Raw genomic sequence first — 24908 nt, 5'->3', positions numbered from 1 at the left:
TATCATGCCTCCTTCTTTTTGGTAACTTTAAGAAACAAGTACTTAAATACGTGTGAAATAGCTATGAAAATAATTACACAGCCCATAATTATACTAATTATCTGAGATGGAACCTGAACCATATTTAGCTTAGAGCCACCAAACTTCATAGCTCCATAGAATAATCCTGCAAATATACAGCCAATAGGATTAGAACTTCCGATAAGAGCTACAGAAATACCCTCAAAGCCATAGCCCTCCTGACCTGCAAACTGTACAAGTCGTCCACTCTGCCCCATAATCTGTACGGCGCCACCAAGTCCTGAAAGTGCTCCGGATATGCAAAGTGCGGTAAGTATTGACTTATTTGCATCTATTCCCGCATAATCAGCAGCATGCTTATTAAATCCTACTGCTTTCAGCCTATAACCAAGTGTGGTCTTCTCTATAATAACCCAAATAGCTATAGCAGTAACTACAGCTATAACTATACCCCAGTTGGCATCAGGGCATTTTATGCTGTCTACCCAAGATGCAGGAAAAAGTATCCTTGCACTGTCTTCAAGGTTCTTTGAAGCCTCGCCTCCTTCTACCTTTACATCTTTAAGGTTAACTACGAAATTAGAGAGGTAAAATGCTATCCAGTTAAACATAATAAATGAGATAACCTCATGAATACCACGCTTTACCTTCATAAGGCCGCATAAGAATGACCAGAAAGCTCCAGCTGCCATTGCGGCTATAATACATAGAGGAACATGGATAACTGCGGGCAGTTTCACAAGAATTCCTACAAGAGTAGCTGCTATGCTTCCAACAACAAACTGCCCTTCAGCACCTATATTAAAGACACCGGTTCTAAAGGAAAATGCTACCGAAAGACCAGTAAGTATGATAGGCGCTGAATAAACCAAAGTATACATCAAAAACTTTGGTTTGCTAAATACACTTGAAATCAGCTTACTATATGCTACTGCCGGGCTTATGCCTGCGATAACTAAGAAGATGGCACCAATAAGGAAACCGATTATAATGGCTATAACGGTATATAGGAAATTGCTTTGTAAAATACTCTTTTTCTTATTCACTCTGCTCACCTCCAGCCATCATATATCCTAGTTCACCTTCTTTTGCCTCTTTTGCCTGCATGCTACCTGCTACTTTACCGCCGCTTATAACAACTATTCTGTCTGAGAGATTCATAATCTCATCAAGCTCGAAAGACACAAGCAAGACTGCTTTCCCTTTATTTCTCTGCTCAACTATATACTTATGCACAAACTCAATAGCTCCAACATCAAGACCTCGGGTAGGGTTAACTGCTATAAGTAAATCCTTATCGTTGGTAACCTCCCTAGCTATTATAACCTTTTGCTGATTGCCTCCTGAAAGGCTTCCGGCAGGATTAGCCTCAGCACCTCTTGGCCTTATATCAAACTTATCCATCATCTTGGTTGCGTGCTCACGTATAACTTTACGGACAAGTATAAATCCTTTTGAATATGGTGCCTCATTGTAATGCTGTAAAATGAGATTATCTTCAATTGAAAACTCAAGGACAAGTCCATGCTTTTGTCTGTCTGCAGGAATGCTTGAAAGACCCTTGTCAAATATTTCACGAGGTGTCTTGTTGAATATGTCTTTTCCATTCATAGTAATTTCACCGGAATCAGCCTTTTTAAGACCGCTTAATATCTCAACCAGCTCTGTCTGTCCATTGCCGTCTACACCGGCAAGTCCTACTATTTCACCTGCTCTTACAGCTATGTCAAAGCCTTTTAGTATCTCTACTCCTCTATAGTCTCTTGCCCTCACATTCTTTACCGATAGCACCTCTGCACCAGGCTCCTGCTCCTTTTTCTCCACCTTAAAATTGACATCACGCCCTACCATAAGGGCTGCAAGCTCAGACTCACTTACTTCGTCAACTTTGACAGTATTGATATATTTTCCCTGGCGGATAATTGTACAGTTATCTGAACAGGCTTTTATTTCTTTAAGCTTATGAGTAATGATTATTATACTCTTACCGTCTTTAGTAAGATTTTTAATAATTACCATAAGTTCATCTATTTCCTGAGGTGTAAGTGATGCTGTAGGCTCATCAAGAATGAGGATATCGGCACCTCTGTAAAGAACCTTAAGTATCTCAACTCTTTGCTGCATTCCCACGGAAATATCTTCAATTTTGGCATCAGGATCAACCTGCATTCCGTATTTTTCAGATATCTCAAGCACATTTTTCTTTGCAAGCTTGTAGTCAATCTTGACACCTTTAACAGGCTCAATACCTAAGACTATGTTTTCTGTAACGGTAAATGGCTGTATTAGCATAAAATGCTGATGTACCATACCTATACCAAGCTCTATGGCGTGTTTGGGACTTGATATATCAACTTTCTCACCCTTAATATAAATCTGTCCGCTTGTAGGTCTGTACATACCGTAGAGTACATTCATTAGGGTACTTTTACCCGCACCGTTCTCACCAAGTATGGAATGAACCTCACCCTTATGCACAGTTAGATTAATGCCATCATTTGCAGTAAAACTTCCGAACTTTTTTACTATGTTCTCCATTTTTACAGCAATGACATTTTCATCAACATGACTTTCACTGCCCACAGCCTTACCTCCCATTTTCTGATATTTTGACTATCATACTCTCAAAATAATGTTTAAGACATAAAACACTGTTTTCAAAATATGATATTATTATCATCTGCAACTACCGCAAAAACCCACGGCAGCTGCAGATATCTACCTAGCTTAACAACGCTGTAGCACTTTAATAACCATGGCTGTAAATAAAAGGTAAAGTGACATCCTAATTAGTCTAACTCGTACTTATCACCATATTCTTTTTCAAATTCAGCCTTTGTGCCAGGAACAACGATTTCACCACTTAATATCTTAGCCTTAACTTCTTCCACCTTCTTAAGTACATCCTCAGAAAGAAGTTTTGTAGTAGGAGCTATGTCTACACCACCCTTTGAAAGGTCATATACAACTTCTCCGCCTTTAAGTGTACCATCTACAAGCTGCTTAACTGAATCATAGACAGCATTGTCTACTCTCTTCATAGCTGATGTGATAACTGTATCAGGAGCTAATGAGCTCTGGTCTGTATCTACACCGATGGCTGATATCTTATTTTCCTGGCAAGCCTGGATAACACCAACACCTGTACCACCTGCTGCGTGGAAGATAACATCTGCTCCATTGGTAATCATAGTTGTTGCACTTGTCTTACCAATAGCAGGGTCTGCAAAGTTATTTGCGTCTATCTGCTGAACTGTTGCCTTAGGATTGGCTGCATATACGCCTGCAAGGTAGCCGTAACCGAACTTGTTCATCATTTCACTTGCCATACCAAGTACAAAACCAACATTGTTTTTCTTTGTAACAAGTCCTGCTACATAACCTACAAGATAAGAAGCCTGCTCCTGCTTGAATGTAAGACAGGTAACGTTTGGAAGTGATGCATTGGAAGCATCATCAATGATGGCGAACTTTTTATCAGGATGTGACTCTGCAGCCTTCTTTGTAGCCTCAGCAAGCTTGAAACCAACGCATACAATAAGGTCATAGTCTTCGTCTACAAAGCTTTCGATGTTACTTGAGTAGTCAGCATCAGTCTTTGACTCAAGGTAGTTAATCTCTACACCAAAATCTTCCTTAGCTCTCTCCATACCCTTCCAAGAAGTCTCGTTGAAAGAGTGGTCATGGATACCGCCCACATCAGTAATAAGGCCAACCTTTAAGTCAGACTTAGCAGTCGTGGTGCTGCCTGACTTAGTTGATGAAGCACTTCCGGCTGCACTTGTAGTACTAGCTGCACTTGTAGTACTAGCTGCACTTGTAGCAGAGGTGGTCTTTGAAGCACTCTTTGTGCTTGCGGAATCCTTTGCCTGTCCGCCGCAAGCTGCTAATGAAAGCACCATAACTGCAGACAGAGCCATTGATAAAAGTCTTTTTTTCATTTCTTTTCTCCTTTTTTAAGAAAGTTTTATGTTATACTGCCTTTTGGCAGCAGTAACCAAATATTAAAAAGTCTTGATTTAACAGTCAAAAATTATACTTATCTCATCATTGTATGGTAGATTAGGTGCTTGACTTATCTTGACTAATCAATAGTCTTATGGCACCTACGGCAGTGGCAATGGCTGCCTCTGTATCGTGTACCTGCTCATTTGGAAGATTTTTCTTAGCTCTTTCCTGATTGGCTACAACAAGAAAACAAGAGCCTACCCTTACCCTAAGGAAGCTTCCTGCAATAAATAATGCCGCGGATTCCATTTCAGAAGCAAGGCAGCCCATTCTAAGCCACGCCTGCCATTTATTTTGAAGCTCATAGCTAACAGGCATAATCTCAGGCTCATGCTGTCCAAAGAAAGAATCCTTACACTGAACTACTCCAACATGGTATCTTTCATTTAGCTCTTTGGCAGAATTTATCATGGCATTCATAACATCAATGTTGGCAACAGCAGGGTACTCTATAGGAGCAAATTCGCGGCTGGTGCCCTCCATACGAATAGCACCGCTTGCAATAACAATATCTCCTCCCATAACCTCATCCTGCATACCTCCACAAGTTCCGACTCTTAAGAAGGTATCGGCTCCGCATTTTGAAAGCTCATCAATTGCAATGGCTGCAGATGGACCTCCTATACCTGTTGATGTAACGCTTACTTTCACACCATCTAAGGTGCCTGTATATGTCACATATTCTCTAACATCAGACACAAGTACGGGATTGTCAAAATGAGCCGCTATCTTCGCACATCTTTTAGGATCTCCGGGAAGAATAACATACCTTCCTACATCACCTTTAGCTAATCCTGTATGATACTGTTTGCCTGAACCCTCAGCATAATCAATCATAGTTTCCTCCAAACAACATTTATTTCTTTGTGAAGTTTGTATAATATTTTTTAATTATTAATTAGATTTTATATTTTTTTCATCAAATAATAAAGGACATTTGTCCTCTTTTAACAGGTATTTGAAATTATTGTGTCAAAATCAATTAATGATATACGCCAAATGGCTATAAATTAACCCATAAAATCAAACAAAGATATCTGGCTGGAGTTAGGAAGTTCACTTATAATACCAAGCTCTGTCATCTTGTCTATTGCAGTCTGAGTAGTGCCTTTTGCTCTTTGTTTAAGGTCGTCTTTTGAAAGAAATTTACCTTTTTTAGCGGCTTCATAGAGGGCATAGGCAGCCTTATCTCCGAGTCCTTCTATGCTTACAAGAGCGGGCATTATCTTATTGTCTATAATTTGAAACTGCTTCGGTTTTGCCCTATATATGTCAATTGGCATGAATTCGAAACCTCTAGCATACATCTCAAGTACAATGTAGGCATCTCCCAGTACATCTTCATCCTTTTTATTTCTATGTCTCTTTTCAACCTTCTTAATATCTTTTATGACGCTTAAAAGCTTTTCTTTACCAAAGCAGAATAAGCCATAGTCAAATGCCTTTGCCCTTATACTAAAAAATGCGGAGTAATAGGCAAGTGGATGATATACCTTGAAATAGGCTATTCTAAAGCCCATCATTACATAGGCTGCAGCATGTGCCTTAGGGAACATGTACTTAATCTTCTTACAAGACCAGATATACCAGTCAGGTACATTATGCTCTATCATTTCCTGTTCCCATTCAGGAGTAAGTCCCTTACCCTTACGTACACTTTCCATAATCTTAAAGGCATGTCCTGGTTCAAGCCCCATGTCTATGAGGTATATCATAATATCATCTCTTGTACAGATTGCAGTCTTTAACTCACATTTTCCCTCTGCGATTAGAGTCTGTGCATTACCTGTCCATACATCGGTTCCGTGAGAAAGACCTGATATACGCACAAGATCTGAAAATGTCTGAGGCTTAGTTTCTCTAAGCATCTGCATAACGAAATCTGTACCAAATTCAGGCACACCAAGGCTTCCTAGGTCATAACCATCTAAGTCCTTCGCTTCTATTTCTAATGCCGTAAGTCCGTTAAAGAGTGAAAGGACATTTTCATCGTCAAGCCTGATACCCTGTGCATTCACTCCTGTAAGGTCCTCAAGCATCCTTATCATAGTAGGATCGTCGTGTCCCAGTATATCTAACTTCAAAAGATTGTGGTCAATTGAGTGATAATCAAAGTGAGTTGTAATTATAGGTGTACTCATATCGTTGGCAGGATGCTGAACAGGTGTAAAGGTATTGATATTTTCTCCAAGAGGAAGAACTACGATTCCTCCGGGATGCTGTCCTGTAGACCTCCGAACCCCTATACAGCCAAGAGAAACTCTTTCTATCTCAGACCTTCGCATAACAATGTTGTCGTGCTCTTCATTGTACTTAAGCACATAGCCGTAGGCCGTCTTATCTGCCACACCTGTAATTGTGCCTGCTCTAAAAGTCTGTCCTTCACCAAAGATAACCTCAGTATAAGCATGTGCCTTTGCCTGGTATTCTCCTGAGAAGTTAAGGTCTATGTCAGGCTCCTTGTCTCCGTTAAAGCCTAGGAAGGTCTCAAAAGGTATGTCGTGTCCGTCCTTTACAAGTGGCTCTCCACAGACAGGACAAGGTTTATCCGGCATATCGCAGCCGCTTCTTCCTGAGTAACTCCTTACTTCCTCAGAGTCAAAGTCAACGAAATGGCAATGTTTGCAGTAATAATGCGCAGATAGTGAATTAACCTCTGTAATTCCTGATAAAAAGGCAACAAATGAAGAGCCTACTGAACCTCTGGAGCCAACCAGGTATCCGTCTTCATTTGACTTCCACACTAGCTTCTGAGCAATTATATACATAACCGCAAAGCCATTTGAAATGATTGAGGTAAGCTCGTGCTCTAGCCTGTCTACTACCTTTTTAGGAAGGTCATTGCCATATATTTCGTGGGCCTTGTCATAGCAGATTCTTCTAAGTTCCTCGTCCGAATTCTCGATGACAGGAGCACATTTGTCAGGCCTTACAGGAGAGATTATTTCAATCATATCTGCTATAAGATTGGTATTGGTAATTACCACCTTTTCTGCCTTATCCTTACCCAAGTATGAGAATTCTTCAAGCATCTCTTCCGTAGTTCTAAGATAGAGAGGTAAAGGCCTGTCTGCATCCTTCATTCCCTTTGACCAGAGAAGATATTTTCTATATATTTCGTCTTCAGGATTTATAAAATGTGCATCACAGGTAGCAACTACGGGCTTGTTATATTTTTCACCAAGGTTTACTATTATTCTATTTATTTCTCTTAAATCTTCTTTGTCTGTAATATCAGGTACTCTGTCATTCTCTAGCATAAAGCTGTTGTTGGCAAGCGGTTGAATTTCAAAATAATCATAGAACTTGGCAATCTCTTCAATCTCATCCTCACCATGCCTTCTAAGAACAGCCTGATAAAGCTCTCCTGCCTCACAGGCTGTACCTAGAATAAGTCCTTCTCTGTACTTCATTAAAAGGCTCTTGGGAATTCTTGGTCTTCTCTGAAAATATGTAAGATGAGACAATGAAACCAGTTTATACAGGTTTATCCTACCTATGTCATTTTTTGCCAGGATAATGATGTGGGATGTGCCCATTTTCTTGATTGTTTCAGCGTCAAACCCCTCTTTTGTATTAAAATTGCTAAGGAGCGAGTTACCAAACCGCTCATCTGCAAGCTCACAGAGTTTGATATATATTTCAGCAGTACAGCCTGCATCGTCAACTGCCCTATGGTGGTGTTCAAGTACAATTCCCAGTCTATCAGCTACTGTATCAAGCTTATAGTTCTTAAGTCCCGGAAGAAGTACCCTTGACATGGTTACTGTATCCGCTATGGTAAACTCTCCCTTAAGTCCAAGTCGCTCCATGTTTTCAAATATAAAGCTGGTATCAAAGGAAGCATTGTGTGCAACTAAAAAACAGCCTTTACAAAATTCTAAAAACTTTGGAAGTACAATATCTATCTCAGGCTCATTTATAACCATTTCCTGAGTAATGCTTGTAAGCTTAGTTATTTCCTCAGGTATACTCTGCTTTGGATTCACAAAGCAGGAGAACTTGCCTATAATCTTACCGTCAGCAACCTTAACTGCGCCTATCTCAATGATTCTGCAGTTCTTAGGTCCAAAGCCTGTAGTTTCTATATCAAAAATAACAGCAGGATCGGTAAACTTCTGTCCCCCATCCATCCTTACAGCAGGAGAAACATCATCTACTACATAGCCTTCCACACCATAAATGAGCTTAAAATCATTCATTTTAAGATTGTCTTTCGCATGAAGAGCATTGGTAAAGCCTTGTACTACACCGTGATCAGTAATAGCAACAGCCTTATGTCCCCAAGCAGACAGGGTTTTAAGCAGTGCACCCGGATCAATTACAGCGTCCATCTCACTCATGTTTGTATGAAGATGAAGCTCAACCCTCTTTTTTTCGCTCTTGTCTATGCGCTTTGATGTAAAATCTTCTGTTTCCTTGATGCCCTCCACCTTACTTAAGGTAAGCTCATTATCAAAAGGATCCATCTGTACATCTGCACTTATTTTAATAAAGGCACCGGGAGAAAGTCTTTTCTTAAGTTCATCCTTTTCTTCCGGAGAAGCCCATATTTTACAGGAAATGCTGTCTGTAAAATCAGTGATTACGATGGAAATAATAAATCTTCCTGTTTTTGTTTCTCTCTCATCAAGCTTAAGAATCCTGCCTCTGACAATGAGACTTCTCTGTTCCTCAGTTATATTCTTAAGCTCCACAGAAGAACCATCAAAGTTCTTACCGTAAATCACAGACGGATCAAGAGGGATTGACTTCTTCTTAAAACCTGTAGGCGCACTTAACCCTTTCTTACCCCTATCTTCTGACATAGGTTTGTTGTTAGCCTTAGGCTTAGAAGTCTGCTCTGCCTGAGGCCTTGTAGCAAGTATTTCCTCTATGGTAAAGCTGTCCTTTTCTTCCTTTTCCTTTTCACTTATCTCTCTAAACTTAAGGTGGATGGAGACTTCCTTGTTATATCTTTTTAGAAATATAAGCTTTAGCCATGCGGATATTTCCTTTAGTTTTTCCCTGATTATGAAATTATCCTCATTTTCTATATATATCGCAGAATCATCAAAATCTATCTTACTTTTATTTAGTATATTGTAGTATATCCTACCCTGTTCATTTAATTCCTCAAGGATACTTGACTTATTTTTTTCAAATATATTTTTGACTGAAAAGCCCGATAAGTCATATCTTTCCTCAATTATTACTGTCTGCTCCTTAGAAGTAAATATCTGACCTTTCAGTGCAGACTGCATAGAAACAATATGACTCCTTTTAAGAGGAGATAAGCCCTTTATTATTACTGTAATTTCCCCTCTTGCCTTTGATACAACTACCTTTTCAACTGATATTTCATTAAAAGCTCTTTCAAGCTCTTCATTTATAACCAGGTTGTTAAAAGCCTCATGAAAATCCATCTTACTTTCCTTCCTTAGCTTTTAATATATCAAGCTCTTCCTTAAGTCCCATAAGAAGCTCAGACTCAGGAAGCCTTTTAATAATTTCTCCTTTTTTAATGATGAGACCTGCGTTTTTGCCCCCGCAGATACCAAGGTCCGCTTCCCTTGCCTCGCCTGGACCGTTTACCACACAGCCCATAACAGCAACCTTTATGTCTAGCTCCATATAGTCCTCAAGCAGTTTATTTACCTTTTCCTCGAGACCTATAAGGTCTATGTTCGTACGTCCACAGGTTGGACAGGAAACTATCTCAGCTCCACCCTTTCTAAGCCCAAGTGCCTTAAGTATCATCTTGGCAGACTTAATCTCTTCTACAGGGTTGCCTGTAAGTGATACCCTGATAGTATCTCCTATACCCTGATATAATATAATCCCTAGTCCTATACCCGACTTGATATTGCCTGAAATAAGTGAGCCTGACTCTGTGATGCCAACATGCAAAGGAATATCGGTCTTCGTTGCAATTAACTCGTGAGCCTTGATACACTCCATCACATTGGATGACTTAATGCTTATTACCAGGTTGTGATAATCCATATCTTCAATCAGCTTAGCATTGTTTAATGCACTTTCTACAAGAGCTTCACTTGTAACCTTGCCATATTTCTCAAGAACTTCCTTTTCAAGAGAACCACTGTTTACACCTACTCTGATAGGTACCTGATACTTTTTAGCTACATCTATCACTGCCCTTAGTTTCTCCTCAGAGCCTATGTTGCCCGGATTTATTCTTATTTTATCAGCTCCGTTTTCCATAGCCGCTATAGCAAGGCGGTAATCAAAGTGGATATCAGCTACTAAAGGAATATTTATAGCCTCTTTAATTTCCTTAAAGGCAAGGGCTGCCTCCATATTAGGAACTGCACATCTAATTATGTCACAGCCCGCCTTTTCAAGCTCTTTAATCTGAGCAACTGTAGCCTTCACATCTTCTGTCTTAGTATTTGTCATTGATTGTATTAAAACAGGATTACCGCCACCGATAACCCTGTTTCCAATCTTTACTACTCTTGTAGTCTTAATTCCATTTTCCATAATTTATCCTATAATTCTTAAAATATCATTGAATAATACTGCAACCATTAGTAACATAAGGAGAACAAAGCCTGCAAAATGAACTCTTCCCTCCTTATCAGGGTCAATTGGCTTGCCTCTTACTGCTTCTATTATGAGGAATACAAGCCGTCCTCCATCAAGAGCAGGGATAGGAAGTAGATTCATAACTCCTAGGTTGGCTGAAATAAGTATGCTTATGCTTGCCATACTAAGGAGGATGACCATAATACCATCATTCTTGCTCTGCTCGTAGGAATTGCCAATCATATTTACTATACCGACAGGACCCGCTATTTCTTTAGGCTTTACTCTTCCTGTTACCATCATTTTAAGAGATTCTATAGTAGTAACTACGACGTACTTGGTCTCGTTTAATGAGTAATATAAGGTGTCTACTACACCTAATTTTTCTCTTGCAGTATTGCTTACAAGTCCCAAAGTATAAGAAGATCCGGCACTTTTAGGTGTAGCAGAAATCTCCTCAGTATTTCCCGTGCCAGCCTTCTTAAGTGTAATCTTTACTTCTTTTCCGTCTAAAGGAGCAGATACAAAGTAATTGTTAAGTTCAGAGCCTGATTTTATTACAGTACCGTCTACAGCGGTAATTACATCACCTGCAGCTGCGCCTGCAGCCTTAAGTACGCTGTCGTCTGTAAGACTATCAATAATCGCCTCACCATCTCCCGGAGAATAGGTAAATCCCAGATAAAACTTTTCTTTTTCCTGAGGCTTTACAGTAAAATCAAGTTTTTCATCTCCTCTTTTTACCTCTATCTTCACGTCCTCACTAGAGAGTGGATGAAATACAAAGTAGCTTGAAACCTCTCTTCCGATATTTATGGAAGTTCCGTTTATTTTAGTAATGACATCTCCTGCCTTAAGTCCTGCCTCTTCAGCGGGATATCCTTTTGTTACGCTAACAATATTGCTCTTATCTACTCCTATCGAGCCAATTACAAAGAGAGACAGTAAAAACGCAAGGATGAAGTTAAATAAAGGTCCTCCGAAAACCGTCCATATCCTTACCCATACTGACTTATTGGCAAAGGCACCTTCATCATCACTTGACTCATCTTCACCTTCCATCATACAGGAACCACCAATTGGAAGGAGCTTTACAGACCACTTTGTACCTGCTGCATCAAAAGAGAAAAGTCTTGGTCCCATACCAAGTGAGAACTCATTTACTTTAATCCCTCCAAGTCTGGCAAAAAAGTAGTGTCCAAATTCATGAATAATTACTACTAATGAAAATATTAAAATAGCCCAAACTATGTTCAAATCGTTCACCTTCCTTACATACTGCTTTCAACACCAAGTAGAATCTCATTTTGGATTCTTTCTATATCATCCACTGTTGGATTTTCTATCTTTATGTGTTTATTCAAGTTTTCTTCTATAATATTAACGATATCTAAATATCTGATTTTTTTCTGTATAAACAATGCCACAGCCACCTCATTTGCTGCATTAAAGACAGTAGGGAGGCTTCCTCCCTCAGTTATAGCCATAAAGGCAAGTCTTAACCCCTTAAACTTCTCCAAATCAGGCTTAATAAAGTCAAGCTTTGATATGGCAAAAAGATCAAGGTAATTGTCCGATACGAATCTTCTCTCAGGGAAGGTAAGTGCATATGATATAGGAAGCTTCATATCAGGTACTCCAAGCTGAGCTATTACGCTTCCGTCATCGAATTCGACAGCTGAGTGTACTATGCTTTGAGGCTGAATCACCACCTCTATTTTATCCGGCTCAGTATCAAAAAGCCATCTTGCCTCACAGACCTCAAGCCCTTTATTTACCATGGTTGACGAGTCAATGGTAACTTTAGCTCCCATCGACCAGTTAGGATGCTTCAATGCCCTCTCAAGAGTCACATCTTTTAACTCTTCCTTAGGAGTATGTAAAAATGGACCACCCGAGGCGGTAAGCAGCAATCTTCTTATCCTATTATCTGCCTTTCCTTGTAAACACTGGAATATAGCACTGTGCTCGCTGTCCACAGGATATATACTAACACCTTTATCTCTAGCAAGCTTCATTATGATATGACCTGCACAAACGAGAGTCTCCTTGTTGGCAAGGGCTATATCTTTACCTGCATTTATAGCCGCTATCGTAGGTCTAATGCCTATCATGCCTACAACAGCTGTAACAACTATGTCAGAGTTCTCGTAAGCTGCTGCTTCAATCAGCCCCTCTACTCCTGTTACTATCTCAGGCATTTTACTGAGTTTCCCCTCAGTAATAGCAACCTCAAGCATACCTTTAAGTTTGCCTGCTTCTATTATATCAAAAATACAGACTAATTCAGGGCAAAATTCTAAAATTTGTGTGAAAATCAGATTAATATTTTTATTCGCGGTAAGTATAGTTACCTTCAAATCTTCATTAAGCCTGACTATGTCAAGCGTCTGTGTTCCAATAGAGCCTGTGGAACCTAAAATAGATATTCTTTTCATTATATCCTTCCTACCAGGTAAAATGAGAGAAAATAAACAATAGGAGCGGTAATTATCATACTATCGTATCTGTCAAGAATGCCTCCATGCCCCGGTATTAAATGCCCATAGTCCTTGATATCATAATTTCTCTTGATTCCTGATGCAGCCAGGTCACCTATCTGAGAGATAACAGAGCCCAGTCCTCCAATTACTGCAAATATCACAATAAGGTTTTCTGATTTTCCTGTATAATTACTCATAATAAGTCCAAATATAACGCCTATAAGTGCAGAACCTAGAACTCCCCCAATTGCGCCTTCCACCGACTTTTTAGGGCTTAGTATAGGTGCCAGCTTATGCTTACCAAAGAGCCTTCCGACAACATATGCACAGGTATCAGAACCCCAAGAGCTTACATAAGCCATCCAGGCAAGCCACTGTCCAAATGCTATGGTCTCACGTGTCTTAAATATAAAAGATATCATAACAGGTATATAAAATATACCAAAAATCGTACTAAATAGCTGATTTGCAGTGTATTTTGGATATTTTATAACAAAGACCAAAAGTGCAGCCACAACTACAATTGAAAATATCATAAGCTCAGGTACTTTAAAATCAATTATAGCATTTGGTCTGGTATCGATATTTATATACCAAGCAAATGCGCCTAAGTATCCTACTGCAGCAAGCGGGGTATCCTCAAATTTCATGACCTTATACAGCTCATATAAACCAATCAATGATATCAAAAATAAGGCAACAAGCAGCAATTGCCCGCCAAAATACATAGTCACAAAGGTGAATATTAAAAGCAGAATTCCACTTATTAGTCTAGTTAGAAACATAGTTTATCCTTTCTTAATACCGCCAAATCTTCTGTCTCTACTACTGTAGAATTCAATGGCTTCTTCTAAATCTTTTTTGCAAAAATCAGGCCACAAAGTATCTGTAAAAAAATACTCAGCATAAGCAAGCTGCCAGATAAGATAGTTAGACAGCCTCTGTTCTCCACTCGTACGTATCATAAGATCGGGATCTGGAATATCAGCAGTATCCAGATTATTGCTTATGGTGTCTTCTGTCAGATTATCTATAATTTCTTTGTAAGTCAAACCTTCTTTTTGTGCAGATGTAAGTATATCCTTAAAAGCTCTTCTAATATCATCTCTTCCACCGTAATTAACGGCAATCTGAAGCTGCAAACCGGTAAAGTCCTTAGATACATCTTCAAGCTTAGCTATCAGCGAGTTAAGTTCATCTGAAAGCCCTGATTTATCGCCAATTATCCTTACCCTCATATTGTTTTTTACAGAGAGCTTCATAGCATCCTTCATATACTTTGCAAGCAACTTCATAAGCTCGTCAACTTCATCCTTTGGACGCTTCCAGTTCTCTGTGGAAAACGCATACATGGTAACATATTTAATACCCAGATCAAATGCAGCCTTACATACAGGCTCAACATTATCACAACCTTTAAGATGGCCAAAGGTTCTAGGTAAGCCTCGTTTCTTTGCCCATCTTCCATTTCCATCAAGTATTATGGCTACATGCCTGGGAATCTTCTCATTTTCACTCATATCATATCCCAAAAAGAGGGCGCGGATAAACCGAACCCCCATTTATTATTATACTGTCATTATTTCTTTTATCTTGTCTTCGGTCATTTTCTCGATTTCATCAGAAAACTTATCTGTTATCTTCTGAATCTCATCTTCAAGCCCTTTGAGATCATCCTCTGTAATCTCGTTAGCCTTTTCCTGCTTTTTGAAGTGATCAACAGCATCTCTTCTGATATTTCTTATTGCTATCTTTGCATTTTCAGCCTTTTTCTTGATATCCTTTGACAGTTCTTTACGTCTATCCTCCGTGAGCTCCGGAAAAACAAGTCTTATAGACTTGCCGTCATTATTAGGAATTACACCAAGGTTGGCCATATTAATCTCTTTCTCAATAGCCTTGATAAGACTTGCTTCCCAAGGCTGAATCTGGATGATTCTTGCCTCAGGAACTGATATGTTGGCAACTGACTGTATAGGTGAAGGCTGTCCGTAATAATCAACCTTTATCTTATCAAGAATATGAGGATTTGCTCTCCCCGCTCTTATAGTAATGTACTCTTCACTAAGATTATTAAGCGTTTTATTCATCTTGTCTTCATACATTTTTGTTGCTTCTGACATAAGTAACCTCCCCGGGTTTATTCTATATTTAGTCTGTATTATACTGTAACCTTTGTACCGTTATTGATTCCGCTTGCAGCGTCAATGATGCTATTTTCTTCATTTAGTCCAAATACCTGCATAGGCATTTTGTTCTCATAGCACATAATTGTGGCGGCCAGATCAATAACAGCAAGTTTTTTATCAAGCACCTCTTCTATACTAATTTCGCTGTATTTCTTAGCGTTTGGATTCGACTTTGGATCACTGTCATAGACACCGTCAATTGCTTTTGCAAGTAAAATTGTGTCTGCCTCAATCTCCACGGCCCTAAGCACAGCTCCTGTATCTGTAGAAAAATACGGATGTCCTGTACCCCCTGCAAAGAATACAACCATACCTTTTCCAAAGTATTTAAGTGCTCTATCTTTTGAAAAGAGCTTAGTCATATTGCCACACTCAAAAGGAGTGAGAATAGAAGTCTTCATACCTACATATCTGAATATATCAGACACATAGATACAGTTCATAACAGTAGCAAGCATCCCTATCTGGTCAGCCTTAGTCCTGTCAATCGTATTGCTGGTACGGCCTCTCCAAAAATTGCCTCCACCAATAACAACTCCTACCTGTGTTCCGTTATCAACCAGCACTTTTACCTGCTTTGCAACTCTTATGCAGGTATCTTCATCAAAACCCGTCTTTTTGTCACCTGCAAGAGCTTCGCCTGATAACTTTAGCAATACTCTTTTATATCTATCCATTAAGCGTCAACCTCATCACCAAAGAAAGAATCAATATCAACTGATGCATAAGGAAGTGCACAGAAACCATCAATAACTGCACCACTGTTAATCTGGATTCCCTTAGAGCTGATATTACCTTTGATTACAGCTGTAGAATCAACAACAACAGGACCATTTACATCTAAGTTGCCCTTAACTGCACCTGCAACTACACAGGAAGAAGCAGCAATATCGCCGATAACTACAGTACCTGCAGCAATCTTAACACAGCCCTTACTTGTAATCCCACCGTCAAGCTTGTTAGTATGTAAATATACCTCAGCAGCTGAAGATTTACCCTTAACGGCACCTGAGATTGAAAGCTTGCCAAGACAGCTTATATCTCCGTTAACAGTACCATATACATCTAAAGAACCGTCAGAAACAATGCTTCCCTGTATAACAGTTCCCTTTGATATAACAGTTGTGCTTCCATCAGCTTCAGCAAACTCACCCGGATGGCTCTCAACAGTGACAGTATCTGCTCCAATGTCACCTGTATAAAGGTTATTCTCTGTAGTCTTGAAAGTCTCTTCTTCATCTGTTGTTTCAGGCTCACTCTCTTCTACATACGCAGTCTCCTGATATTCAGGCACAGAATATACATTATCTTCGGCAGCCACTTCTTCGCTTTCAAGATTTAAGCTATCCTCATCCTGCATCTTTTCAATCATATCATCATCCACACCAAGTGCGTCTTCTTCAGAAAGGTTAAACTCATCAAAATCATCAGAACTACTGCCACTTAAAGTGTCAACCATCTGATTGTCATCATTCTCAAAGTCTCCCATAACTCCAACATCTTCCTTTAAATCCTTAAAAAAACTCATAACATACCTCCATTTATTTTATTTTGTATTTTGGATTCACTCTGTGGTGAACAGGTTTTGTGTTCTTTGTAATCTTGGCAAATCTATATCCTTCTCTTTTTAGAAGCTCAATGATTCTTGGCAGTGCCTTTAATGTATTTACTTTATCCTGTGAATCGTGCAGGAGTACAATCTTATCTGTATTACTTCCTGCATACATCGCTATCGCATTGTATATTGCATTGGCAGATGGTGGCGGATATGCGGCATCGGTACCTCCAAGATTCCAGTCAAAATACTGATATCCTGCTGACCTAATCCACTTTATGACTTTATGCATATTTATCTTTGCTACTCCATTACTGCTTCCGCCGGGAAATCTGTATATCTTGGAATCAATTCCGGTGTATTTTTTGACTATATCCCTGATAGCATATACATCTTTCTTAAATGAATCAAGACTAGCATATACAAGTTTATAGTTGTGAGTTAAAGAGTGAAGCCCGATGTTATGTCCTCTTTTAACTATTTCTTTATACCTTCTAATTGATGCCTTATCTGTTCTTCCTACTACAAAAAACGTAGCTTTTATCTTGTATCTATCAAGGATATCTAAGACTTTATCGGTATTAACGCTTGGACCATCATCAAAAGTTAAATATGCTGTTTTTTGATGTATCTTTTTCTTTGTTTTATTTGTAGCTTTCTTTTTTGCTTTTCCACTCTTAATGGCACTAAAGGTGCGGTTAGCTGCTATAGCTGTGTCCGGTGACACAAAGTCAGTAATTAGAAAATTAAAAACAAAAGCTGATACAATTACAAACAACAAAGCTGATAAGCAGGAAATTATATTTCCGGCCTTCTCGTCGTGTCTCACTACTCTTTCTCCTTTAACTAAACTTCCTTATTCTATGATGTACTACAGGAGTAGTTTCATCTATAGGCAATATAAGGTAGTTCTCTTTTTTTAAGCTTTTTATGATTTTCGGTAAAGCTCTAACCGTAGTTCCTCTAGCCAGCGAGTCATGCATAAGGACTACAGAGTTTTTCATACTATGAACACCAGCCATGACATTATTATACAATACTTTGTCAGACAAAGATACTCGCACAGCATCACCACTCATCACATTCCAATCTACATACTCAACGCCCTCATCTTTAAGAAATTTTATAGGTAAACTCATATCAATCTTTGATACAGAATTACTGCTTCCACCCGGGAAACGGTAATATTTACATCGTACTCCTGTAGTATTGTAAATGAGATCACTTATAGCATAATAATCTTTCTTAAAATTCTTTAGAGAGGCATATATCAACCCATAGTTGTGGGTATACGAATGCATTGCAATCGTGTGGCCATCATTTACTATTTTTTTGTACATCAAAAGAGACTTCTTATCGGTCCTTCCAATGACAAAAAAAGTAGCTTTAATATCATTTTTCTTTAGTATTTTGAGAACATCTTCCGTATTTTCAGAAGGTCCGTCATCAAAAGTAAGATAAACCCTTCCTCTTGCTGTCCTTATTCTTTCTTCCTCTTCTGCTTTAAGCATAAGAGCTTTTCTCTTATCGGCTTCACTCTGGGCAAATCTAAACATAGATGTCATCATCTCTGTTTCAAAATTCCTCTTTTGCGCAACCAGGATACGCTCTATTTTAAGCTGTCTGATTCTATCAATCTCATCGCTTAATTTGTTGTATTTTACAAACAATACAACACATAAAACAGTTGGTATAAGAAGCAGGACAACAACAATCAAAATTAAAAGCTTCTTAATTTTTTTACTATTTTCGTCTTTATTGTCCTTATCCATCAAACCTAACTCCTAAACAAAAATGGTATCATCTCATTGTATCATATTTAATATAAAATATCTACAAATATATTTACCAATTCTTTATTTATATTATTACTTAAACTAATATTTATATCGTCGTCTGCATCAGGCTCTCCACAGATATCAACGCCCATAATTCTAAAGTTATCTCTTAAACACTTTAGTTCTTTTATAAGTGTCGATACCGGCATAATGCCCTGATCCCAGTCAGATATAAATTCATTTTCAGAAATCACATCCTTATCTACCGAAATGTAGATAGGAAGGTCATTTCCCAAGGAAACTTCATTTATACTGTCTGCAAAAATAACTCTTTCATCCTTATTAAACTCGCAAGCCTCTATGTACTTACTGTTTGCACCAATAACGATTATCTTTTTAAGATAATCAAGGCTTTCATAAGCATCAGCTATCCAAGAACCACAGGACAATATGTTGCCAAAGGCCGAAAACTGCATATCCGTATGGTTATCATATACCACGAGATTGTAGGGTTCATTAATCAAATCAAGGTAAACCCTGCTTAAGTGGTGATAATTACCGGAGTCGAGTAGGTGGATGGAAGAAAGGATTGACCTCTCTTTTATTTCCTCAAGAAGGTGTTTTCTTGATTCATCATCCATATATCCCCTTACTCCGCATAAAGTCTTGTCATCAAATATTCTATAAGGGTAAGCCTTATAAAAGTCCTGATTCTCATAGATTCCTGTAAAATTATGCAGATAAAGCATTAGTCTGCCCTTCCTGCACCATCGCCTATCTCAGCTTCGTATATCTCAGCATCGATACCTGTAGCCTCTTTATACTTTGAAATGACTACTTTCTTGAAATTCTCTATTGCATCGTTTTTAACTATACTGACTGTACAGCCACCAAAACCACCGCCTGTTATTCTTGAGCCAATCACCCCAGGTATATTCCAAGCAATCTCGACCAACTTGTCAACCTCTGGGCAAGATACCTCATAATCATCTCTTAGCGATATATGTGAAGCATTCATAAGCTTTCCGAAGGTCTCTATATCGTTATTTTTAAGAGCATTTACGGCCTTTATTGTTCGCTGATTTTCATAAACTGCGTGCTTTGCTCTTTTTCTCTGAACCTCATCGGTTATAAGATATTGGTTCTCTTCAAATTCTTCCTCTGTTAAGTCGCCAAGTCCGGAGATATTAAGCTTGGTCTGAAGCGCCTTAAGTGCAGCTGTACTTTCATTTCTTCTGTCATTATAGGCAGAGTCTACCAAGCTATGCTTTACATGGCTGTTTGTGATAAGCACCTTTGCGTCTTTTAGCTTCACGGGTGCATATTCATAGGACAAATCCGCTGTATCTAAGAATATGGCATTGTCTTTTTTTCCCATGGCCACTGCAAACTGATCCATGATCCCACAGTTCATACCGTTGAACTGGTTTTCTGAAATCTGTCCTATCTTTGCTATCTCTACCATGTCGATGTCAATATCGTACATATATTTAAGAGCTGTACCCATAAGGACTTCTATGGATGCGGAAGATGAAAGCCCCGCACCAGATGGAATATTGCCAAGCATAGCAAGGTCAAAGCCCTTATCAATCTTATATCCTTTACCTAAGAACGCCCAAACCACTCCTATCAGGTAGTTAGCCCAGCCGTTCTTTTTCTGATATGAAAGTTCAGGAAGCTCCACAGTTGTAACCTCAGCATTGTTAAAGTTTAATGAAACAAAGTTCATCTTATTGTCATCTCGTTTCCTTACAAGGGCATAGGTTCCCATAGTAAGGGCACAAGGAAATACATGCCCGCCGTTATAATCAGTATGCTCGCCAATCAGATTCACACGTCCCGGTGAAAAGAAAAGCTCTGCCCCTTTGGTATCTCCATAATATTTCTTAAATCCTTCATAAAGTCTGTCCTTCATACCATTCTCCTTTAATACTCTATAAAGACACTAAGTAAAAACTACTTTCCTGATTTCTTCTCGGTTTTGACTGCACCATCCGAAGCGCTTGCAGCTTTGTTAGTGTCTACTGCCGCTCCTGAAGTAATAGCACTGCTTGACGCATTAGCGCTTTGATAAATCTGTCCCGCAAAGGTGAAGCCATCAGTATAACCATTATTATAACCGTTTTTGTTACCGGAGTAATATCCTACCGCACCCGCCAAGACAACAGCACCAACAACACAGGCACATCCAATAAGTGTTTTTATACGTTTTTCTTTCTTAAGGCTAACCTTTCTACCTGCTTTTTCCTTTTTATACTTTTCAACTTTTTCCTTACTCATAACTAACTCCTTTATTTGTTTTATTATTTATTACAACTTAATTCCCTTTAATAAATCAGCAAAGCTGGTTGTTGGTGAGTCGCCTGTACTATATTCTACAGGAGTAGAGTCTACATCTTCAGAAGCTTCGCTTTCAGCAGCTCTTGTCATACTAAGACTTAGTTTACCATCTTTAATCTCAGTAATCATTACCTTTACTTCATCATTTTCACTAACCACTTCTTTAGGATGTTTTATTCTTCTTTCAGACATCTGTGAGATGTGAACAAGTCCTGAAAGTCCATCAGGCAGTCTTACAAAGGCTCCATAGCTCTCAAGTCTTTCTATTTTTCCGGTAACTACTGTTCCTATAGCTATCTTAGACATTTTTTCTTCTGTCTTTTTTGCTTCTTCTTCTCTTAGCACGCTTTTGGCTGAAAGAATCAGCTTTCTATCATCTTCGTCTACTTCTATTATTCTTACGGAAATATGCTTACCAACAAAGCTCTCTGTATCTTCGACATAGTCTAGCGCCAGTCCCGAAGCAGGTATAAATGCCCTTATGCCTTTCAGATAGGTAACAGCTCCTCCCTTAACTGCTTCAGTAATCTTTACATTAAATACCTGACCGTTTTCTTTAGCCTCTTCGAGGAAATCCCAAGCCAGTATGTTATCTGCACGTTTTATAGAAAGAAGCACCTGCCCTATACCGTTGTCAGGTGAAATAACCATGGCATTTACTACATCTCCCACTGCTATATCTGTCTTAATAGAAAACTTAGGGTCATTACTAAGTTCATCTATAGGAACAATTCCTTCAGCATAGGAACCAAGGTCTACAGTAACTTCCGTATCTCCTATTCCAATGACGGGACCTTTGACCATATCACCGTTTTTAAGCCTATGGAATGACTTTTCGAGTTCATCCAAATAATCATCCATACTCTCCATCTTCTCATTATCCGACATTTATCTTCTCCTTATCAATATAAAATCTTGCCAAGTGCAACCTTCATAAGATGAGCACCGTAAGATGATTTCCCGTATTTATCAGCACTTTCTAGCAGCTTTTCCCTGCTTATCCAACCGTTTTTATAAGCTATTTCTTCTATAGCAGAAATCATTACTCCCTGCCTTTTCTCAATAACTTTAACAAATTCTGTTGCATCCGAAAGCGCATCCACAGTACCTGTATCAAGCCACGCATAGCCTCTTCCAAGGGTAATTACATTAAGTCTTTCTTCTTCAAGGTAGATTCTGTTTAAGTCTGTAATTTCAAGCTCACCTCTTTTTGACGGTTTAAGCGACTTAGCATATTTTACCACTGAATTATCATAAAAATAAAGACCTGTCACACAATAATTTGATTTAGGATGTTCAGGCTTTTCTTCGATGGATACGGCTTCACCCTTATCATTAAATTCAACAATTCCAAATCTCTCAGGATCATCCACATAGTATCCAAACACGGCAGCACCATGTTCAGTACAGTCTACTGCCTTCTTAAGGTTTAATGATAAACCGTTACCGTAGAAAATATTATCACCCAAAATCATTGCGACACTGTCTTTTCCTATAAATTCTTCACCTATAATAAAAGCTTCAGCAAGTCCATTTGGCTTTTCCTGAATCTTATATGACAACCTAATACCATATTCTGAACCATCACCCAAGAGTTTCTCAAAGTTAGGTAAGTCTCTAGGAGTTGATATAATCAAAATGTCTCTTATCCCTGCGAGCATAAGCGTGGATAAAGGATAAAATATCATCGGTTTATCATAAACAGGTAAGAGCTGTTTGCTTGTAACCTCTGTAAGTGGATACAGCCTTGTGCCTGAACCACCGGCCAGAATAATACCTTTCATAAATTCCCCCAAAAATAGTTTTTTTATTTTGCAAAACTTTCCTATACAGTATAAGCCATAACTTACTATTTGACAAGGAGTTAACAGGCTTCAAAAGCATTAATTAAATGTTCAAGTCTGTTATCTCCGTATATCCCCACTACGTCAAACCTGCATTTTGCATCCATTGGTATATTATGCTCACTCATGTAAAAAAGCAGGGTTTTATATATTTTCCTCTGCTTTGTATAATTTACCGCACTAAATGGGCTTCCAAATCTGTCTGAACTTCTGTACTTGACCTCTACAGCCACCAAATAGCCATCAGGACTTTTTGCAACTATGTCTATTTCGCCTGTTCGTCTAAGATAGTTCTTTTCTAAAACGGTATATCCTTTAGATAGCAGATAGTCTACTGCCTTGTTTTCCTGTTCTTTTCCAAGTATACGTTTGTTGATATTATCACTTCCTATCTCTCTTTTCAGCAACTGCTGACTTAATTCTATCCATTTTATCCACAAAAAGCAGAACCTGGGCCACTACTTCATAGAGCTCAGGAGGAATATTCTCACCGATTTCAAGCTGAGATAAAGATTTCGCAAGCTTTTCGTCTTCATACTGCGGTATATCACTCTTTTTTGACTCAGCAATTATTTTCTCAGCCAAAGCTCCTTTTCCAGCCGCGATTACATAAGGCGCATCTCCGCTTTCTGTATCGTACGCAAGGGCCACAGCGGTTTTTACATCTTTTTTCTTTTCCATGTTTACTCCTAATTATGTACAAAGGTTCTCCTGTGTATAGGAGAAATTCCAAATTCTTTTATTCCGTTTATATGCTTTTTAGAGCCATAACCCTTGTTTGATGCAAAATCATACATTGGATATTTTATATCCATTTCCTTCATGTACCTGTCTCTTACAACCTTTGCAACTATGCTGGCTGCAGCTATTGAGAGACATTTTGCATCTCCTCCAACCAGGGCATGCTGTGTTATATCAAGGCCCGGTATCTTCTTATTGCCATCTACTAAAACTATGTCAGGCTTAACATTTAACTCCGATACAGCCTGCCTCATGGCTTCAAAGGTCGATTCCAGAATGTTGATTTCATCTATTCTGCTATTGTCTACACTGCCAAAGCCGACACTGATAGCCTCACACATGATATGGTTGAAGAGCTCTTCTCTCTTAGTTTCAGTAAGTTTCTTAGAATCATTTACATAAGGGATGATTAGGTCTTTGGGAAATACTACAGCAGCCGCAACCACAGGTCCTGCAAGCGGTCCCCTGCCTACCTCATCAACACCACAAATGTATCCGTGTTCACAAAATTGCCTTTCAAACTTTGACATCGAATTGATTCTCATTATTTCAAGTTCGTAATCTGCAAGCATCTTCCTTGCCTTCTCGACAAGCTTTTTTACACCACTTCTCTCATCTAAACTATAGTTAGTAACAAATTCACCCAAGTTATGAATGCCACATCTTGCACATTCATCCCTAATCTCCGAAATATTTTTCATTAATTAACACTCCCAAACTTTGAAATAGGGAAAATCCTAAGCCATACTCTTCCGATTATGTATTTACCTTTTACAACCCCAACCTGTTCATATCTGGAATCGTAGCTGTTGTTCCTATTATCGCCTAAGACAAAGTATTCGTCTTCCCCTAACGTTATTTCATTTTCAGCAATACCTGCATAAGTCATCTTATCATTTATAAGAGGATCATCATTTAGTAAACTCCCATTGATATATACATGCCCGTCATTTATCTTAATCCTGTCACCCGGGAGGCCTATAATCCTTTTTATATATAAGGCAGACTCATTATAATCAAAAACAATTACGTCAAACCTTTTTAAATCACCTATTTTATAAAAGATTTTATCTATCAGTAAAGTATCGGAACCCTGCAAAGTAGGGTTCATAGATGTACCGCTGACTATGGTTTCTTCAACTATATATGCATTGACAATTCTTACAAAAATCAAAGCAAACAGTATAATTGCTACTATTTTAGTATACACCCTTAGTCCCGCTTCATCATTGTTGGTTTCTTTAGTTACAACAATAGTTTCAACCTTTGTTTCTTTAGGGCTTTCCTTTCTATGTGAATAACCTCTAAAATCCAGCTTGTCTACTTCCTCGAGTTCATAGTATCTTTGTATATCCTTACAAAAATCCAAACTGTCTTCGATCAAATCCTTGTTCTGATCATATTTGTTATCAGCCATTTAG

Annotated in this window: 24 protein-coding genes; all 24 read right to left on the bottom strand. The window is 38.7% G+C overall.

The genetic code is table 11. The annotated features are described in order from the left end of the window. Positions 1–2: 2 nt before the first annotated feature. Positions 3–1067: an ABC transporter permease gene (locus ACO6HM_RS03170; RefSeq protein ID WP_485389731.1), complete on the bottom strand. Its 1065-nt coding sequence runs from the start codon at positions 1065–1067 to the stop codon at positions 3–5. Continuing rightward, positions 1060–2559, bottom strand: coding sequence for an ABC transporter ATP-binding protein (locus tag ACO6HM_RS03165; protein ID WP_485389812.1), 1500 nt, complete (start codon positions 2557–2559; stop codon positions 1060–1062). The genes ACO6HM_RS03170 and ACO6HM_RS03165 overlap by 8 nt, the downstream gene beginning before the upstream one ends. Before the next feature lie 251 nt (positions 2560–2810). Next, entirely contained in the window at positions 2811–3962 is a 1152-nt protein-coding gene (locus tag ACO6HM_RS03160) for a BMP family lipoprotein (protein WP_485389730.1), read from the bottom strand. A 121-nt stretch (positions 3963–4083) separates the two neighbouring features. Further along, positions 4084–4866, bottom strand: coding sequence for a uridine phosphorylase (gene udp / locus ACO6HM_RS03155; protein WP_485381059.1), 783 nt, complete (start codon positions 4864–4866; stop codon positions 4084–4086). 173 nt (positions 4867–5039) lie between these two features. Then, on the bottom strand, positions 5040–9434 hold the full coding sequence (locus tag ACO6HM_RS03150) for a PolC-type DNA polymerase III (RefSeq protein ID WP_485389729.1): 4395 nt from the start codon (positions 9432–9434) through the stop codon (positions 5040–5042). A gap of 1 nt (position 9435) precedes the next feature. After that, positions 9436–10512, bottom strand: coding sequence for a flavodoxin-dependent (E)-4-hydroxy-3-methylbut-2-enyl-diphosphate synthase (ispG, locus tag ACO6HM_RS03145; protein WP_485389728.1), 1077 nt, complete (start codon positions 10510–10512; stop codon positions 9436–9438). 3 nt (positions 10513–10515) lie between these two features. Beyond that, positions 10516–11814 (bottom strand): RIP metalloprotease RseP, encoded by a 1299-nt coding sequence (gene rseP / locus ACO6HM_RS03140; protein WP_485389727.1) that lies wholly within the window; start codon positions 11812–11814, stop codon positions 10516–10518. Positions 11815–11828: 14 nt separating this feature from the next. Beyond that, positions 11829–12995, bottom strand: coding sequence for a 1-deoxy-D-xylulose-5-phosphate reductoisomerase (gene dxr / locus ACO6HM_RS03135; RefSeq protein ID WP_485389726.1), 1167 nt, complete (start codon positions 12993–12995; stop codon positions 11829–11831). Next, on the bottom strand, positions 12995–13825 hold the full coding sequence (locus ACO6HM_RS03130) for a phosphatidate cytidylyltransferase (RefSeq protein ID WP_485389725.1): 831 nt from the start codon (positions 13823–13825) through the stop codon (positions 12995–12997). Before ACO6HM_RS03130 ends, dxr begins: the two co-directional genes overlap by 1 nt. A 3-nt stretch (positions 13826–13828) precedes the next feature. After that, complete coding sequence (gene uppS / locus ACO6HM_RS03125) at positions 13829–14560, bottom strand: undecaprenyl pyrophosphate synthase (protein ID WP_485389724.1); 732 nt, start codon at positions 14558–14560, stop codon at positions 13829–13831. 48 nt (positions 14561–14608) lie between these two features. After that, on the bottom strand, positions 14609–15163 hold the full coding sequence (gene frr / locus ACO6HM_RS03120) for a ribosome recycling factor (protein WP_485389723.1): 555 nt from the start codon (positions 15161–15163) through the stop codon (positions 14609–14611). A 38-nt stretch (positions 15164–15201) separates the two neighbouring features. Beyond that, positions 15202–15906, bottom strand: a complete 705-nt coding sequence (gene pyrH / locus ACO6HM_RS03115; RefSeq protein ID WP_485389722.1) for a UMP kinase — start codon at positions 15904–15906, stop codon at positions 15202–15204. After that, positions 15906–16757: a bactofilin family protein gene (locus ACO6HM_RS03110; RefSeq protein WP_485389721.1), complete on the bottom strand. Its 852-nt coding sequence runs from the start codon at positions 16755–16757 to the stop codon at positions 15906–15908. Before ACO6HM_RS03110 ends, pyrH begins: the two co-directional genes overlap by 1 nt. A 13-nt stretch (positions 16758–16770) precedes the next feature. Beyond that, entirely contained in the window at positions 16771–17613 is an 843-nt protein-coding gene (locus ACO6HM_RS03105) for a polysaccharide deacetylase family protein (RefSeq protein WP_485389720.1), read from the bottom strand. A gap of 13 nt (positions 17614–17626) precedes the next feature. After that, the gene (locus ACO6HM_RS03100; protein ID WP_485389719.1) at positions 17627–18556 is read right to left on the bottom strand and encodes a polysaccharide deacetylase family protein; all 930 of its coding nucleotides are present in this window, start codon (positions 18554–18556) and stop codon (positions 17627–17629) included. 47 nt (positions 18557–18603) lie between these two features. Then, a complete protein-coding gene (locus ACO6HM_RS03095; protein ID WP_485389718.1) occupies positions 18604–19311 on the bottom strand; it encodes a hypothetical protein in 708 nt (235 codons plus the stop codon). After that, positions 19311–20477, bottom strand: a complete 1167-nt coding sequence (locus tag ACO6HM_RS03090; protein WP_485389717.1) for a galactokinase — start codon at positions 20475–20477, stop codon at positions 19311–19313. Before ACO6HM_RS03090 ends, ACO6HM_RS03095 begins: the two co-directional genes overlap by 1 nt. A gap of 41 nt (positions 20478–20518) precedes the next feature. Next, complete coding sequence (locus tag ACO6HM_RS03085) at positions 20519–20842, bottom strand: hypothetical protein (protein WP_485389716.1); 324 nt, start codon at positions 20840–20842, stop codon at positions 20519–20521. Positions 20843–20872: 30 nt separating this feature from the next. Next, positions 20873–21790 carry a S1 RNA-binding domain-containing protein gene (locus tag ACO6HM_RS03080; RefSeq protein ID WP_485389715.1) on the bottom strand — a complete coding sequence of 306 codons (918 nt, stop codon included), beginning with the start codon at positions 21788–21790 and terminating at the stop codon, positions 20873–20875. Between the two features lie 14 nt (positions 21791–21804). After that, entirely contained in the window at positions 21805–22686 is an 882-nt protein-coding gene (rfbA, locus tag ACO6HM_RS03075) for a glucose-1-phosphate thymidylyltransferase RfbA (RefSeq protein WP_485389714.1), read from the bottom strand. 80 nt (positions 22687–22766) lie between these two features. Beyond that, positions 22767–23153 carry a YraN family protein gene (locus tag ACO6HM_RS03070; protein WP_485389713.1) on the bottom strand — a complete coding sequence of 129 codons (387 nt, stop codon included), beginning with the start codon at positions 23151–23153 and terminating at the stop codon, positions 22767–22769. Continuing rightward, entirely contained in the window at positions 23128–23427 is a 300-nt protein-coding gene (locus ACO6HM_RS03065; protein WP_208428817.1) for an EscU/YscU/HrcU family type III secretion system export apparatus switch protein, read from the bottom strand. Before ACO6HM_RS03065 ends, ACO6HM_RS03070 begins: the two co-directional genes overlap by 26 nt. An 8-nt stretch (positions 23428–23435) precedes the next feature. Continuing rightward, entirely contained in the window at positions 23436–24188 is a 753-nt protein-coding gene (locus ACO6HM_RS03060; RefSeq protein ID WP_208428818.1) for a ribonuclease HII, read from the bottom strand. Then, positions 24188–24904: a signal peptidase I gene (gene lepB / locus ACO6HM_RS03055; RefSeq protein ID WP_485389712.1), complete on the bottom strand. Its 717-nt coding sequence runs from the start codon at positions 24902–24904 to the stop codon at positions 24188–24190. Before lepB ends, ACO6HM_RS03060 begins: the two co-directional genes overlap by 1 nt. Between the last annotated feature and the right edge of the window lie 4 nt (positions 24905–24908).

The sequence above is a fragment of the Catonella sp. genome, assembly GCF_057250765.1.
The sequence above is the reverse complement of the archived record's forward strand: the minus strand, read 5'-3'. Positions and strand labels throughout refer to the sequence as shown.

Coding starts and splice junctions, on each gene's coding strand:
- ACO6HM_RS03165 (WP_485389812.1), bottom strand. CDS start 2,559: ATGGAGAACATAGTAAAAAAGTTCGGAAGTTTTACTGCAAATGATGGC.
- ACO6HM_RS03130 (WP_485389725.1), bottom strand. CDS start 13,825: ATGTTTCTAACTAGACTAATAAGTGGAATTCTGCTTTTAATATTCACC.
- ACO6HM_RS03160 (WP_485389730.1), bottom strand. CDS start 3,962: ATGAAAAAAAGACTTTTATCAATGGCTCTGTCTGCAGTTATGGTGCTT.
- ACO6HM_RS03100 (WP_485389719.1), bottom strand. CDS start 18,556: ATGGATAAGGACAATAAAGACGAAAATAGTAAAAAAATTAAGAAGCTT.
- ACO6HM_RS03095 (WP_485389718.1), bottom strand. CDS start 19,311: ATGCTTTATCTGCATAATTTTACAGGAATCTATGAGAATCAGGACTTT.
- pyrH (WP_485389722.1), bottom strand. CDS start 15,906: ATGGATAGATATAAAAGAGTATTGCTAAAGTTATCAGGCGAAGCTCTT.
- udp (WP_485381059.1), bottom strand. CDS start 4,866: ATGATTGATTATGCTGAGGGTTCAGGCAAACAGTATCATACAGGATTA.
- ACO6HM_RS03080 (WP_485389715.1), bottom strand. CDS start 21,790: ATGTCGGATAATGAGAAGATGGAGAGTATGGATGATTATTTGGATGAA.
- ACO6HM_RS03060 (WP_208428818.1), bottom strand. CDS start 24,188: ATGAAAAATATTTCGGAGATTAGGGATGAATGTGCAAGATGTGGCATT.
- ACO6HM_RS03150 (WP_485389729.1), bottom strand. CDS start 9,434: ATGGATTTTCATGAGGCTTTTAACAACCTGGTTATAAATGAAGAGCTT.
- ACO6HM_RS03085 (WP_485389716.1), bottom strand. CDS start 20,842: ATGAGTAAGGAAAAAGTTGAAAAGTATAAAAAGGAAAAAGCAGGTAGA.
- dxr (WP_485389726.1), bottom strand. CDS start 12,995: ATGAAAAGAATATCTATTTTAGGTTCCACAGGCTCTATTGGAACACAG.
- lepB (WP_485389712.1), bottom strand. CDS start 24,904: ATGGCTGATAACAAATATGATCAGAACAAGGATTTGATCGAAGACAGT.
- ispG (WP_485389728.1), bottom strand. CDS start 10,512: ATGGAAAATGGAATTAAGACTACAAGAGTAGTAAAGATTGGAAACAGG.
- ACO6HM_RS03090 (WP_485389717.1), bottom strand. CDS start 20,477: ATGAAGGACAGACTTTATGAAGGATTTAAGAAATATTATGGAGATACC.
- rfbA (WP_485389714.1), bottom strand. CDS start 22,686: ATGAAAGGTATTATTCTGGCCGGTGGTTCAGGCACAAGGCTGTATCCA.
- ACO6HM_RS03110 (WP_485389721.1), bottom strand. CDS start 16,757: ATGAGTTTTTTTAAGGATTTAAAGGAAGATGTTGGAGTTATGGGAGAC.
- frr (WP_485389723.1), bottom strand. CDS start 15,163: ATGTCAGAAGCAACAAAAATGTATGAAGACAAGATGAATAAAACGCTT.
- uppS (WP_485389724.1), bottom strand. CDS start 14,560: ATGAGTGAAAATGAGAAGATTCCCAGGCATGTAGCCATAATACTTGAT.
- ACO6HM_RS03065 (WP_208428817.1), bottom strand. CDS start 23,427: ATGGAAAAGAAAAAAGATGTAAAAACCGCTGTGGCCCTTGCGTACGAT.